Origin of the sequence: Dyella caseinilytica (genome assembly GCF_016865235.1) — a bacterium.
Lineage (GTDB): Bacteria > Pseudomonadota > Gammaproteobacteria > Xanthomonadales > Rhodanobacteraceae > Dyella_B > Dyella_B caseinilytica.
The window spans coordinates 4,574,386-4,588,142 of sequence record NZ_CP064030.1 but is presented as its reverse complement, the minus strand read 5'-3'; the positions used below and the strand labels follow the sequence as shown (position 1 = coordinate 4,588,142).

The window sequence follows — 13,757 nt, the reverse complement described above, 5'->3', positions numbered from 1 at the left end:
AAGTGATCAAAAAAACAGCTCAGTGTTTGGTGAAGGCCGCCCAGAGCGCGTCGAAACCGGCGTCCCTGTAGCGCTCGGCCATGGCCGGTTCGCGGATGATGAATTCCATGGTGGTTTCGGCCAGCGACGACATGATGGCCCCGGCGAACGATGGCGGCTGGTCCTTCAGGACACCGCCCGTCAAGCTCTCCTGCAACATGGCGTTGACCCGGCTGAAACCGGCCATGCCGGCTTCACGGCTTTGGGGACTGATCCGGTCAGACACCGTCAACTGGGACATGGCCTTGCGCTTGAGCGGGTTGGCCACGCCCCAGTCGATATAGCCGTTCCAGACATGCCGGGCTTGCACCGCGATGCGCTCGGCCGCGGGAAAACCATCCAGCATGGCGTGGCGGAGGTCGTCTTTCAGCGCCAGATACAGCTGGTTGAGCAAGACGTCCTTGTTCTCGAAATAGGTGAACAGGCTGCCCTCGGCGACCCCCGCCCGCTTGGCGATCTTCGCGGTCGGTGCGCTCACGCCCTGCTCCGCCACGATCTCGGTGGCGGCTTCCAGGATGGCGTTGCGTTTGTCTTCGCTGCGGGGGCGGGCCATGTTGCGGCTAAATGATTGAGTGATTGCTCAACTATAAGGGCGCTGTGGCGCCATCACAAGGGCCCCTTGCCTCAGGCTGCGCGTTGCCCGAAGTACTGCGCCGGCGGGCGGCCAAAGCTCTTGCGGAACATGGCGATGAAAGCGCTGGTGCTGGCATAGCCCAATCCATCCGCCACGGTGGCAACGGGTACGCCATCAGCCAGCTGTTCAAGCCCCTTGGTCAAACGCGCCTGTTGCCGCCATTGCGCAAAACTCAGCGCCGTTTCCACGCGGAACAGCCGACTCAGCGTGCGCGGCGAAAGCCCTGCCCACGCGGCCCATTCCTCCAGGCTGCGGTTGTCCTGCGGTTGTTCGATCACGGCATGCACGATGCGCAGCAGGCGACGGTCGTCGGGCATGGGCAGGTGCAACACGGGTTCGTGCGCCGCGTTGCTTATTTCGTCCAGTAACACGGTCATCAAACGATCCTGCCGATCATCGAGCTCGGTGTTCCAGGTCCATAAACTGGCGCGCCGCACCAGCTCGCGCATCAAGGGGGTGATGCCGATCACGCAGGGATGGTCGGGCAGGCAGTGGCAGATCTCTGGCGTCAGGAATACGCCCCAGCCACTCAACACGCCGCTGAGGGTGACTTTGTGCATTTCACCGGGTGGCATCCAGCCAGCGCGATGCGGCGGCAGCAGCCACGAGCCGCGGGCGGTGTGGATGTGCACCAACCCGCTTTCCGTGCACCAGAACTGGCCGCGCACATGGCTGTGCCAGTCGTAGGTGTGCGTGTCCTGGCGGTATTCGCTGGTCGCTTCGCCTTCGCTCCAGTGGGCAACGATGGGTGGGCCGCCCGCCTGCTCGATGTATTCGTACAGCTCTGCTTTGGATCGCGTCATGGCTGAAACTCGACATTTTTTGTCCAAATAACGTTATCAGGTTCGATCGGACTTTGCCTAAGCTTTGCGTTATCCGGTGTTAGAGCCGTCCCCAGCCGCTGCCGCCGCTCGCGGTTCCTGAATCTGCCAGACCCGCAGGAGCGCGCACTCGCGCGATATCCCGTTGTCTGACCCAAAGCAATGTCTGTCACGGCACGTCTCATTCGTCCGTCTTCATGAGCGGTCCCGCGACTGCACAGCAACGCTGATAAGAAAAGGAAAGGCCATGTCCCCGATTCAATTGGTGTCTCTGAAGTCCCAGGTTTCCAAGACCCCGCTGGAGACCTTTGTTGCCTGCGCGCATCAGATGTTGGACCCGGCAACCCCCGAGCCGATGCGCCGCGCCATGGAACCGCGCCTGCTGGCCCAGTTGCCGGCGCTGCGGGCGCTGGGTGTATTCGAGCTGTTCGAACTGCGCGACCCGGCACTGCGTGCCTGGTTGGACGACGAGCTGGCCGAACTGACCGGCCAGCCACGCAAGTAGTTCATTTCTGTCCATTTGCTGAAACAATAGGTGCGTAAACTATATTTGCCTTGACAAATATTGTGCAGGGCAATAGAGTGCGCCCCCATGAACACAGGACCGCTCATTACCCCCATCAGCCAGGAAAGCCTTGGTGTGTTGATAGGCCTCGTCCGCTCGGAACTCGTGCGCGGCATTGAAGCGGAAATCGCTGCCAAGGGCCTGGATTTGCGCTTTACTCAGTTCCTGATCCTCAAGCGGCTGGCCGTGCTCGGCCCGATGACGGCTACCGAGCTGGCCCGTTCCGTGGAACTGGATGGCGGCGCCATGACACGCCAGCTCGATCAGCTGGAGAGCAGGGGCTTTCTACGCCGGCATCCGCATGAGCAGGACCGTCGCGCCCTGCGCATCGAGCTGACAGAGAACGGCAGTACGCTGTGGCAGCAACTGACAGGGTGCAACGAACGTGTCTTGCAAGCAGCTCAGCGGTCATTGAGCGAAACCGAAAGCAAGAACTTGCACAACTACCTGGAGCGCGTACTGCACGCGCTTCGCGACAAGAACTGATTCATCCAACCAGGCTGTGAAGCGCAGCCGACTGAAGCAGGCCATGGATGACCTGTCGTGGATCCCGACGAACTGGCTGGATCCACCGGAGCCCGATACGGACACGTGCCGCAGCGGGTGAGTTGGAAAAGCACCCGGACGTGTCTTTCCGACACCTTTGCTAAACACATCGAGACTTGAAAGCCATGCGTCTGCACATTCTTGCGGCTGCTGTCGGACTGACGTTTGCGTTGGCGGGTTGCGCCACGAGCGGCGGCATTCATCCGGACGGCACGCCGATCGATCCTTCTTCGCTCAAGGCCGACCGCAGTCTGGCGAAGGTGCAGGTGTCCGATGCGGCGTGGCCGAAGCAGGATTGGTGGACCGGGCTGGGTGATCCGCAACTCAATGCGCTGATCGCCGAGGCACTGCATGACAATCCAACGCTTGCCGTCGCCGATGCACGCGCACGCGCCGCCCAGGCTGCGGCTGGCGCTGCGGATGCAGCACGTGAGCCGACCGTCGGCGTGGGCGGTAGCGTTGCCGAAGCGCGCATCCCCACATCGATTCCCGCGCTGGGCAATGGTCACCTGGGCGCTGCCAAATACGTCTACGGCAGCTTCAAATGGGATCTGGACTTGTGGGGCGGCCAGCGCGCTGCGTGGGAAGCATCACTGGGCCAGTTGCGCGCCTCGGAAGTGGATGCGCAGGCGGCACGTATCGAATTGTCGACCAATGTTGGACGCGCCTATGTGCAACTCAGCTACGCCTATGTGCAACAGGATGTCGCTGCTGCCGAACTGAAGCGTGCCAGCGAAGCACGTGACCTTACGCGCCAGCGCGTGGCCGCGGGCATCGACAACCAGATACAGCTCAAGCAAAGCGATTCCGAAGTCGCCAGCGCGGAAGGGCAGAAGGCGCAGGCGGATCGTGCCATCGATGCAGCGCGTTCAGCGTTGTCCGTGCTGCTCGGCAAGGGTCCGGATCGCGGCCTGGATATCGGCCGTCCCGAGTTGGTGTCGGCCAATGCGCTGACTGTGCCGGCCAATGTGCCGATGGAACTGGTCGGTCATCGCGCTGATCTGGTGGCTGCACGCTGGCGCGTCGAAGCCGCAGGCAAGGACATCAAATCGGCCAAAACCGAATTCCTGCCCAACGTCAACATCGGTGCGATGGTTGGCTTGGTCAATCTGGGCGGCTCCAACCTGTTCCAGATGGCGAACCGCTTCTATGAAGTAGCGCCCGCGATCAGCCTGCCGATCTTCGATGGCGGACGCCGCCGCGCCAACCTCAACAGCAAGGACGCGCAATACGACCTGGCCGTTGCGCAGTACAACCAGACGCTGGTGTCGGCGATCAACGAAATCTCCGACGACTACGACGCCCTCAACTCGTTGAAGGATCAAGTCGCCGCGCAGCAACGTGCGGTCGATGCGGCCAGCGATGCCTGGACATTGTCCGAGCAGCGCTACAAATCCGGCATTGGCAGTTATCTGGAAGCGCTCAGCGTGCGCCAGGAACTGCTGGCGGCCGAACAGCGCATGGCGTCGCTGCATGCACAGCAGGCTGATCTCAATGTGCAACTGATCCAGGCGCTCGGCGGCGGTTTCCGTCCGCAAGCCGACAGCCAACTTTCCTCCAATTAATTCGATCTTCCCTGAGGCAGCCCCATGTCCAGTCCGAATCCTAATACTGCCGATACGTCAGCCGTCCAGGCACCTGCGCCCAACAACCGGCGCGGTTTCCTGCTGCGGCTATTGCTCGTGGTCCTGGTCCTTGCGGCCATAGGCTGGACCGCGTGGTATTTCCTTGATGGCCGCTGGTACGAAGGCACCGACGACGCTTACGTCAACGGCAACATCGTGCAGATCACGCCGCGCATCAACGGCACGGTGATCAGCATCGGCGCCGATGACGGCGATGTCGTGAAAAAGGGCGACGTGATGGTGCAGCTCGATCGTTCCGATGCGGACGTCGAACTGCAGCGCGCCGCTGCCAACCTTGCCAGCACCGTACGCCGCGTGCGCGGCTTGTACAGCACTGTCCAAGGTGCACAGGCACAAGTTGCGGTGGAGAAGGTCGCGCTGCAGAAAGCACAGGCCGACTACAACCGCCGTCGCGATCTGGCCAAGACCGGCGCGATTTCCGCTGAAGAGCTGTCGCATGCCCTTGATGCACTCACTGCAGCACAGAGCGCATTGACCACCTCTCAGCAACAATTGCAGACCAACCAGGTGCTGGTGGACGACACGGTGGTCGCTTCGCATCCTGATGTGAAAGCCGCTGCCGCGCAGTACCGCTCTGCCTACCTCGATGACGTGCGTACCACGATGGTCGCGCCGGTCACGGGTTATGTCGCCAAGCGCACCGTGCAGGTGGGTCAGCGCGTGCAGCCGGGCGCCGCGTTGATGGCGGTGGTGCCGTTGCATGAAGTGTGGGTGGATGCCAACTTCAAGGAAACACAGCTCACGCAGATGCGCATCGGCCAGTCGGTGGAAGTGACCGCCGACGTCTACGGCAGCGCCGTGAAGTACAAAGCGCAGGTACAGAGCCTGGGCGTGGGCACGGGTAGCGCGTTCTCGCTGCTGCCGGCGCAGAACGCGACCGGCAACTGGATCAAGATCGTGCAGCGCATTCCGGTGCGCGTGGTGTTCACCGACCCGTCTCAGCTGGACAAGTATCCGTTGCGCATCGGCATGTCGCTCAATACCGACGTGAACCTGCACGACCAGAACGGCCCGATGCTGTCGCAGACGCCGCGTACCGAACCGCTGTTCAGCACCGACGTCTACAACCATCAGTTGGTCGATGCCAACGAAAAGATTGCGCAGATCATTCACGAAAACATGGGCGGGCGTTGAGGCCTTCGCTTTTCCTTCTCCCTTATGGGGAGAGGGCAGGGTGAGGGGTTACGGCTTGTCCGATCCCTTATCAAAGCGGCGCTCCGAATTGACCTCAACGCAAGATTGCCCCCTCACCCCAACCCTCTCCCCAAAAGGGGAGAGGGGGTCCAGGTCTAGGTTAGGTATCGACCCATGAACACCCATTTCCGTCCACCCAACTTGGTCCTTGCGACAATCGGTTTGTCGCTGGCCACGTTTATGCAGGTGCTGGACACCACGATCGCCAACGTGTCGTTGCCGACCATCGCCGGCAACCTCGGCGTAAGTCAGGATCAGAGCACCTGGGTGATTACCTCTTTCGCCGTGAGCAACGCCATTGCATTGCCGCTCACCGGCTTCCTCACCCGCCGCTTCGGCGAAGTGAAGTTGTTCGTATGGGCGACATTGCTGTTCTCGATGGCATCGTTCCTGTGCGGTATCGCACAGAGCATGAACATGCTGATCTTTTTCCGAGCTATCCAGGGCGCGGTAGCCGGTCCCATGTATCCGATCACGCAGGCCTTGTTGATTTCAATCTATCCACCAGCGAAGCGAAGTATGGCGCTGGCGCTGCTGGCGATGGTGACGGTGGTGGCGCCGATTGCTGGTCCGATTCTCGGCGGCTGGATCACCGACAATTACTCCTGGCCATGGATCTTCTTCATCAACGTGCCGATCGGCATTTTCGCCAGCATGGTGGTGGCCAATCAGATGCGGCTGCGCGAGGTGGTCACGCAGCTGCCTAAGATCGACTACGTCGGCCTGATCACACTGATCATTGGAGTGGGTGCGCTGCAGGTAGTGCTGGACAAAGGCAACGACGACGATTGGTTCAACTCCACCTTTATCGTGGTCATGTCGCTGGTCTCGGCTATCGCTATCGTCATCTTCCTGATCTGGGAGTTGACCGATAAGGATCCGATCGTTGATCTGAAACTATTCAGACATCGCAACTTCCGCATGGGCACGATCGCGCTGGTGCTGGCTTACGCAGCATTCTTCGCGATTGGCTTGCTGGTGCCGCAATGGCTGCAGCTCAATCTGGGTTACACCGCAACATGGGCCGGTTTAGCCACCGCGCCGCTTGGTGTCATACCGGTGCTGCTCACATTCATTGTCGGCAAGTACGCCACACGATTCGACTTGCGCCTGCTGACCAGTGGTGCGTTTGTGGTCATGGGGGCAACCTGCTTCCTGCGCTCGAACTTTTATATCGGGATCGACTTTGAACACGTCGCCCTGGTGCAATTGCTGCAAGGTCTCGGCGTGGCGTTCTTCTTCATGCCGGTCACCACGATCTTGCTGTCGGACCTGCGGCCCAATGAAATTGCTGCAGGTGGTGGCCTCGCGACCTTCCTGCGTACCATGGGCGCCAGCTTCGCGGCATCGCTCACCACGTTCCTGTGGCAGCACCGCGGCATCGTGCACCATGAGCAATTGGCCGAGCAGATCACGCCTTACAATCCGATCGTGCAGCAAGCCGTGAGTCAGACCGGCGATTCGCAGACCGTGATGGCGACGGTGAATCAGACGATCACGTTGCAGGGCCTGCAAATCTCCTTCAACGAAGTCTTCCACATGCTGGGCTGGATCTTCCTGTCACTGATCGTGGTGATCTGGATGGCCAAGCCGCCATTTGCGGCCAAGGCCGGTGCCGGTGCGGGTGGGCACTAAAGCCGCTGACAAAACCCGTGATGTTTCACGCCGTCATCCCCGCTTTCGCGGGGATGACGAGCAAAGTGCATAGGCCCCTTTGGAATGGCGAAGTTTTTTGAAGCATTCCGCTTTCGTTGAAGTGCTCTACAGCAGCGAAGTGGGTCGATGACGGAGCTGAGGAAAACGTTACCAGCCTCCAGAAGCAACAACGGCCCCATGGGGGCCGTTGTTTTGTGTGCAGCGGGAACGCTTCGAATCAGAACCCGATGCCCGCGACCACCATCGTCTCGCCACGGTTCGGCTCATGCAGGCTGCCGTTGGAGATGTGGCGAATGCCCAGGCTCCAATGATTGCCTTGGTAACCGACCGTCGTGACGAATTCGTAGTGGGTACTCAAAGCCTGCGTGCTGGCGCTATTGAAGGCGGGCTGGAAGCTGAGGAAGAACGGCTGATACCAGGCATTGGTCGGGCCGTAGTGGACGCGCACACCGCCAGCCAAAATGAAGGTGTCGTGGCGCGTGGTGGGATTGTCGTTGTTGAACTCGGCAACCTTGCGGCCATCGCGGCCACCGATCCAACCGGCGGTGACATCCGGTGACCAGGTGAAATTGCTGCTGCCAATCTGGTTCGGGTCGAAGATCACTTCGCCAAATGCAACAGGTGTGCTGTAGTTATTACTGGGGTTACCCATGTAACTGACGCCACCCTGCAATTCGAGACGTGCCGCCATGGCAGGAAGCGCAGGAAGGGCGCACATCAGCGCGACAGCCAGACCGCGGGTGAATCGGTGAGTACGCATTCGAAATACCTGTGGGGTAGGGTTGGTATGACGTTTATGTACTTATAAGTTTACAAATGATTAAGGCGTGTGACTAGCCACTTTTGAGTCATTTACCGCAACACAGTGTGTCATCGGCGAGCACGAACAAAACGACAGTTTTGTGCAAGATTCAAAAGACGTATTCGCGACCGATTTGTTCAAGTGCATGCCGCTGGCAAGTACCGGTAATTCTTAGGAATGCCGATGGCGATGATGCAGATCCGGGTAATGCGGGTGGCTGTGCTCAAGTGGCTCGTGCGTATGCGGATGGGTATGGGGTTCCTTTCCATCCCATGGAAAATCGTGATCGTGCTGATGATGTTCGTCGTGACGATGGCGATGATTGTGGTTCATCGCCTCGTGCACATGCGCATGGTCGTGGCGCTCGCTGACATGCAGCCAGACGCCCAGTGCCATCAGCGCCCCGGCCAGCCAGAAGCTGAGACCTGGATGTTCGTCGAACAACAGCAAGGCCACGCATGCACCAAGGAAGGGCGCCGTCGAAAAATAAGCGCTGGTGCGCGCGGTGCCGAGCGAGCGCAAAGCCAATACAAACAGCATCAGGCTCACGCCATACCCGGCTAGTCCCAGCGCGCCGGCAGCCAACAGCGTGAGTGGGGCAGGGAAGTGCTGGCCTGCAGCCAGCGCAATGCCGATGTTCACGCATCCGGCCACGATGCCCTTGATGCTGGCGATCTGGGCCGGATCACTGCCTGAGATCGGCCGGGTGACGTTGTTGTCGATCGCCCAGCAAAGGCAGGCGCCGACGATGGCCAAAGCGCCGAGTATCGGACCGCCGAGGCCAAACTGTTGCACGGAAAGCAATGCGCCGCCCGCCACGATCGCCAGCATGCCCAGCAGCACGCGATGATCGACGTTTTCGCGAAACACCACCCAGGCCAGCACCGCTGTCAGCACGCTTTCCATATTCAGCAGCAAGGACGCGGTCGAAGCGAGGGTATGCGCAAGGCCAAACATCAGCAGCAAAGGGCCGAGCACGCCGCCGAAAAGCACGGCGCCCGCCAGCCAGGGCAGGTCGCGTCGGGTCAGCGGTGCTTCGCCGGATGGCGCGGCGGTCAGGCGGCGAAACCCGATCCAGAGCAGCAATCCGCAACCCGAGCCCGCATACAACAAGCCGGCGAGCATGCCCGGTGCGATGGCGCCCAGCAGCAGCTTGGCCAGCGGTGTGCTGACGCCAAACAGCGCGGCCGCCGCCAGCGCCAGTAGAAAACCTCTTGTGTAACTAGGCTGCGCCGCGTTCACGGTTGGTCGCTTGTTTGGAAGCCATGCATTGCGCAATTTCCAGGAAGGCATCCACGATCGGATTGTTCGCATCGTGGCGATAAATCGCCCACACCGCAGTCGCCGCTTCCATGTCCGCCACCGGCCGATACACCACGTTTTCCACCGTCATCCGCTGCACCGAGCCGGGCAACACCGCCACGCCGAAACCGCCGGAAATCAGGCCGATAATGGTGGGCAGCTCGCGCACTTCATACAGGATGCGTGGACTGAAGCCGGCCTTCGTGCACAGTGCGATCACTTCGTCATACAGGCGCACGCCAAGATGGCGCTGATAGAAGATGAAATCTTCACGGGCCAGTTCGTTGACGTGAATCGGTCCCGGGGTGGCAGCCAGAGGATTGCTGGCATGCATGACGACGGTCAGCGAATCCTTGAACAGCTCGATCGCGCAGATGCTCTCGGGCAGGGCATCGGGCCGAATCACACCGACGTCGATGATGCCTTGCTCCAGGGCGTCGATTTGCTGTGACGTAGCCATCTCGTGGATCAGCAGGCGCACGTCCGGCAGGCGCTGGCGGAACCTGGCCAGCACGCGCGGCACGACAAAAGTGAATGGGCCGGACGACATCAGGCCCATGTGTAATTCGCCTATTTCCCCGCGTTGCGATCGCGCCACGGATTCGGCGGCGCGCTCGGCCTGGGCCAGGATGCCGCGTGCGCGGGGCAACAGAGCAGTTCCCGCATGGCTGAGGGCGATGCCGCGGCCTTTGCGTTCGAACAGCTTGGCCCCCAGGCGCAGCTCAAGTGCATGAATTTGCTGGCTAAGTGGGGGCTGTGAAATGCCCAGGCGCTCCGCGGCGCGTCCGAAATGCAGCTCATCGGCCACCGTGACGAAATATTTCAGATGCCGCAGCTCAAGGTAATCATTCGTCATGCGTATCGAGCCATTCGCCATGCTGTATCGATCATAGCAAGTCGCACCGCTAACCTTCACGCCAGACTGACGTCATTCCCCACGCGTCAGCTGTCCGTCTAACCGGAAGTTTGCATGTAAGCGGAGCATGCGGCCGCTCGCAGCGGCTGCGGGAAGCCTCGATTCGTTGCATGAATGCCATAGATGCGGCATGCGGCTAAGGGCCTGACTGTTCCGTCCCTGATCTTTGGAGTACATCCACATGCTTAGGATTGTCCGGCTTGCGCTGGAGCGGCCTTATACCTTCGTCGTTCTCGCGCTGCTGATCCTGATCGTCGGTCCCTTGGCGGCATTACGCACGCCGACCGACATTTTTCCTGACATCAAGATCCCAGTGATCGCGGTGGTGTGGCAGTACACCGGCCTGCCGCCGGACCAGATGGCTGGCCGCATCGCCTCGCCGTTCGAGCGTGTACTGACCACCACGGTCAACGATGTCGAACATATCGAGGCGAAATCGATCAACGGCTTCGGCATCATCAAGATTTTCTTCCAGCCGACCGTCAACATCGCGACAGCCAATGCGCAGGTGACAGCGGTGTCGCAGACACTGCTCAAGCAGCTGCCGCCGGGCATCACGCCGCCGTTGATCCTCAACTACAACGCATCGACTGTGCCGATCCTGCAGCTGGCGTTGTCGGGCGATGGTCTGAGCGAGCAGAACCTGGGCGACCTGGGCCTGAACATTCTGCGTCCGCAGCTGGTCTCGGTGGCTGGCGCGGCGATTCCGTATCCCTACGGCGGCAAGACGCGCCAGGTACAGATCGACGTCGATTCGGCCAAGCTGCAGGCGCGTGGATTGTCGGCGCAAGACGTGGCCAATGCGCTGGCGGCGCAGAACCTGATCATTCCGGTCGGCACGCAGAAGATCGGTAATTTCGAATACACGCTCAACCTCAACAACTCGCCGTCAGACATCAATGAGCTCGGCAATCTGCCGGTCAAGCAAGTCAACGGCACCACCATCTATATTCGCGATGTGGCGAATGTGCGCGACGGTGCACCACCGCAGACCAACATCGTGCACGTCGATGGCCACCGCTCGGTGCTGCTGAGCGTGCTGAAGAATGGTTCGGCCTCCACATTGGCGATCGTGGCCGGTATCAAGCAACGCCTGGCAGATAGCCGGGGCATCCTGCCGGATAACCTGAAGGTGACGCCGATCGGCGATCAATCGATCTTCGTTCGCGCCGCCATTACCGGCGTGGCGCGCGAAGGTGTGATTGCCGCGGCGTTGACCAGCTTGATGATCCTGCTGTTCTTGGGCAGCTGGCGCTCGACCGTGATCATCGCCGTGTCGATTCCGCTGGCTATTCTCGGCGCCATTGCGTTGCTGTCCGCGTTTGGCGAAACGTTGAACATCATGACGCTGGGCGGCCTGGCACTCGCGGTAGGCATCCTGGTGGACGATGCCACGGTGACCATCGAGAACATCAACTGGCATCTCGAACACGGCAAGGATGTGGAAACCGCGATCATCGACGGCGCCAAGCAGATCGTGACGCCGGCTTTCGTGTCGCTGCTGTGTATTTGTATCGTGTTCGTGCCGATGTTCTTCCTCGAAGGCGTGGCACGCTTTCTGTTCGTGCCGATGGCCGAAGCGGTGATGTTCGCGATGATCTGCTCGTTCATCCTCTCGCGCACGCTGGTCCCGACGATGGCGAACTATCTTTTGAAAGCCCATGCGCCGCATGCCGAAGGGCACGTGGTCGCGCCGTCGCGCAATCCGCTGGTGCGTTTCCAGCGTGCCTTCGAAGCTCGCTTCGAGGGTATCCGCGCTACCTATCACGGCATGCTCGATCTGGCATTGGGCCATCGCAGGCCGTTCGTGATCGGCTTCCTCGCCTTCGTGCTGGTCTCGTTCCTGCTGGTGCCATTCCTTGGGCGAAATTTCTTCCCTGATGTGGACGGCGGCCAGATTCTGATGCACGTGCGTGCGCAGGTCGGTACGCGCATGGAAGAAACCTCCAACCTGTTCAACAACATTGAGCAGACGGTGCGCACGGTGATCCCACCGGACGAACTTGGCACGGTGGTGGACAACATCGGCCTGTCGAACAGTGGTATCAACACCACGTATAACAACACCGGCCTGGTCGGCGAGCAGGATGGCGACATCCAGATCGCACTTAACGAAGGCCATCGTCCGACGGCCGAATATGTGCGCAAGCTGCGCGAACTGCTGCCGCGCAAATATCCAGGCGTGACGTTCTCGTTCCCGCCGGCGGATATCGTCAGCCAGATTTTGAACTTCGGTTCGCCTGCGCCGATCGATCTGCAGATTCGCGGTCCGAACCTTGCCGCCAACTTCACTTATGCGAATACGGTGCTCGGCAAGATCAAGCAAATTCCGGGCGTGGTGGATGCGCGCATCCAGGAGTCGCAGGCCAATCCGGGCTTCGACGTGAATGTGGATCGCACCCAGGCGCAGCTGCTTGGCATTACCGAGCGTGACGTCACCAATAGCCTGGTGGTGAACCTTGCCGGTTCCAGCCAGGTGGCGCCGACCTTCTGGCTGAACCCGGCCAATGGCGTGTCGTATCCGATTGTGATGCAGACACCACAGTACGCGCTGGACAGCCTGACGCAGCTGCGCAATCTGCCGATCAACGGCGCGAACGGACAGTCGCAAGTGCTGGGCGGACTGGTCACCTTGAAACGCGATAACACCAATGCGGTGGTCGATCAGTACGACATTCAGTCGGTGGTGCAGATTTACGCTGCCACGCAAGGTCGCGATCTCGGTGCGGTGGCTGCGGATGTGCAGAAGCTGATCAACGACACCGCCAGCCAGCAACCGAAGGGTTCGCACGTGGTGCTGCTGGGCCAGGTGCAAACCATGAACAGCGCCTTCTCCGGCTTGATGTTCGGTCTGCTCGGCGCGGTGGTGCTGATCTACCTGCTGATCGTGGTGAATTTTCAGTCTTGGAGCGATCCGTTCGTGATCATCACCGCGCTGCCTGCTGCGCTGGCCGGCATCGTGTGGATGCTGTTCGCCACGCATACGCCGTTGTCGGTGCCGGCCTTGACCGGCGCGATCATGTGCATGGGCGTGGCCACCGCCAACTCGATTCTGGTGGTGAGCTTCTGCCGCGAGCGTCTGGCCGAACACGGCAACGCCGCGGTCGCTGCGCTCGAAGCCGGCTTCACCCGTTTCCGTCCCGTCTGCATGACTGCGCTGGCGATGATCATCGGCATGGCGCCGATGGCACTCGGCCTGGGCGAGGGCGGTGAACAGAATGCGCCGCTCGGCCGTGCCGTGATCGGCGGCCTCATCTTTGCAACATGCGCCACCCTGCTGTTTGTGCCGGTGGTGTTCAGCATCATCCATGCGCGTCACAGCCATGAACCGAAAGAAGGGGGTGCGCTGCGCCCATCGGTGCAGGCGGCATGATGCGCAGAAGGCCCGCAGGGTTTGTTGCGCGGCGCCGGGAAGGTTGGCCGCCTTGTCAAGACGCGTGGCAAGGCCTGCGGGCCTTCTGCGCATCACCCCTTCATTCAAAATTTATTCGTGGGGGCCGTTTCTGTCTGTCCGCATACCTTCGGTCCATCGGCTCGACAGACGACCAGTCTGCGTTCGCCGATGGCCCTACGGTCTGCGAACAGACAGAAACGGTGACGCCAGTACCGATGGACGCAGCGCACCCCCATGCTTCC

11 protein-coding genes are annotated in these 13,757 nt (G+C 60.7%); 6 read left to right on the top strand and 5 right to left on the bottom strand.

The window, feature by feature from the left end:
• Positions 1–19: 19 nt before the first annotated feature.
• Together ISN74_RS20055 and ISN74_RS20050 are read right to left on the bottom strand one after the other, a co-directional pair.
• Positions 20–592, bottom strand: coding sequence for a TetR/AcrR family transcriptional regulator (locus ISN74_RS20055; RefSeq protein ID WP_188795779.1), 573 nt, complete (start codon positions 590–592; stop codon positions 20–22).
• Between the two features lie 71 nt (positions 593–663).
• Positions 664–1,476, bottom strand: coding sequence for an AraC family transcriptional regulator (locus tag ISN74_RS20050; protein WP_188795778.1), 813 nt, complete (start codon positions 1,474–1,476; stop codon positions 664–666).
• Positions 1,477–1,741: 265 nt separating this feature from the next.
• Here ISN74_RS20050 and ISN74_RS20045 point away from each other — a divergent pair, with 265 nt between their 5' ends.
• The 5 genes from ISN74_RS20045 (at position 1,742) to ISN74_RS20025 (ending at position 7,080) form a co-directional block, all read left to right on the top strand.
• Complete coding sequence (locus tag ISN74_RS20045) at positions 1,742–1,999, top strand: hypothetical protein (RefSeq protein WP_188795777.1); 258 nt, start codon at positions 1,742–1,744, stop codon at positions 1,997–1,999.
• An 87-nt stretch (positions 2,000–2,086) separates the two neighbouring features.
• Positions 2,087–2,545 (top strand): MarR family winged helix-turn-helix transcriptional regulator, encoded by a 459-nt coding sequence (locus tag ISN74_RS20040; RefSeq protein ID WP_188795776.1) that lies wholly within the window; start codon positions 2,087–2,089, stop codon positions 2,543–2,545.
• A 185-nt stretch (positions 2,546–2,730) separates the two neighbouring features.
• Positions 2,731–4,170 (top strand): efflux transporter outer membrane subunit, encoded by a 1,440-nt coding sequence (locus ISN74_RS20035; RefSeq protein WP_188795774.1) that lies wholly within the window; start codon positions 2,731–2,733, stop codon positions 4,168–4,170.
• 24 nt (positions 4,171–4,194) lie between these two features.
• A complete protein-coding gene (locus ISN74_RS20030) occupies positions 4,195–5,385 on the top strand; it encodes an HlyD/EmrA/EmrK family protein (protein WP_188795772.1) in 1,191 nt (396 codons plus the stop codon).
• A gap of 174 nt (positions 5,386–5,559) precedes the next feature.
• Entirely contained in the window at positions 5,560–7,080 is a 1,521-nt protein-coding gene (locus ISN74_RS20025) for a DHA2 family efflux MFS transporter permease subunit (protein WP_188795771.1), read from the top strand.
• 238 nt (positions 7,081–7,318) lie between these two features.
• Here the strand turns inward: ISN74_RS20025 and ISN74_RS20020 are convergent, their stop codons facing one another.
• From ISN74_RS20020 to ISN74_RS20010, 3 genes are all read right to left on the bottom strand, one after another.
• Complete coding sequence (locus ISN74_RS20020; RefSeq protein ID WP_188795769.1) at positions 7,319–7,861, bottom strand: acyloxyacyl hydrolase; 543 nt, start codon at positions 7,859–7,861, stop codon at positions 7,319–7,321.
• A 213-nt stretch (positions 7,862–8,074) separates the two neighbouring features.
• Positions 8,075–9,145: a DMT family transporter gene (locus ISN74_RS20015; protein ID WP_229678887.1), complete on the bottom strand. Its 1,071-nt coding sequence runs from the start codon at positions 9,143–9,145 to the stop codon at positions 8,075–8,077.
• Complete coding sequence (locus tag ISN74_RS20010; RefSeq protein WP_188795765.1) at positions 9,126–10,061, bottom strand: LysR substrate-binding domain-containing protein; 936 nt, start codon at positions 10,059–10,061, stop codon at positions 9,126–9,128. The genes ISN74_RS20015 and ISN74_RS20010 overlap by 20 nt, the downstream gene beginning before the upstream one ends.
• 241 nt (positions 10,062–10,302) lie before the next feature.
• Between ISN74_RS20010 and ISN74_RS20005 the strand changes: the two genes are divergently transcribed.
• Entirely contained in the window at positions 10,303–13,494 is a 3,192-nt protein-coding gene (locus ISN74_RS20005; RefSeq protein ID WP_188795763.1) for an efflux RND transporter permease subunit, read from the top strand.
• Positions 13,495–13,757 lie beyond the last annotated feature (263 nt).

What these genes read in the sequence shown, in the direction of transcription:
- ISN74_RS20055 (WP_188795779.1), bottom strand. Translation starts at nt 592, where the DNA reads ATGGCCCGCCCCCGCAGCGAAGACAAACGCAACGCCATCCTGGAAGCC.
- ISN74_RS20050 (WP_188795778.1), bottom strand. Translation starts at nt 1,476, where the DNA reads ATGACGCGATCCAAAGCAGAGCTGTACGAATACATCGAGCAGGCGGGC.
- ISN74_RS20045 (WP_188795777.1), top strand. Translation starts at nt 1,742, where the DNA reads ATGTCCCCGATTCAATTGGTGTCTCTGAAGTCCCAGGTTTCCAAGACC.
- ISN74_RS20040 (WP_188795776.1), top strand. Translation starts at nt 2,087, where the DNA reads ATGAACACAGGACCGCTCATTACCCCCATCAGCCAGGAAAGCCTTGGT.
- ISN74_RS20035 (WP_188795774.1), top strand. Translation starts at nt 2,731, where the DNA reads ATGCGTCTGCACATTCTTGCGGCTGCTGTCGGACTGACGTTTGCGTTG.
- ISN74_RS20030 (WP_188795772.1), top strand. Translation starts at nt 4,195, where the DNA reads ATGTCCAGTCCGAATCCTAATACTGCCGATACGTCAGCCGTCCAGGCA.
- ISN74_RS20025 (WP_188795771.1), top strand. Translation starts at nt 5,560, where the DNA reads ATGAACACCCATTTCCGTCCACCCAACTTGGTCCTTGCGACAATCGGT.
- ISN74_RS20020 (WP_188795769.1), bottom strand. Translation starts at nt 7,861, where the DNA reads ATGCGTACTCACCGATTCACCCGCGGTCTGGCTGTCGCGCTGATGTGC.
- ISN74_RS20010 (WP_188795765.1), bottom strand. Translation starts at nt 10,061, where the DNA reads ATGACGAATGATTACCTTGAGCTGCGGCATCTGAAATATTTCGTCACG.
- ISN74_RS20005 (WP_188795763.1), top strand. Translation starts at nt 10,303, where the DNA reads ATGCTTAGGATTGTCCGGCTTGCGCTGGAGCGGCCTTATACCTTCGTC.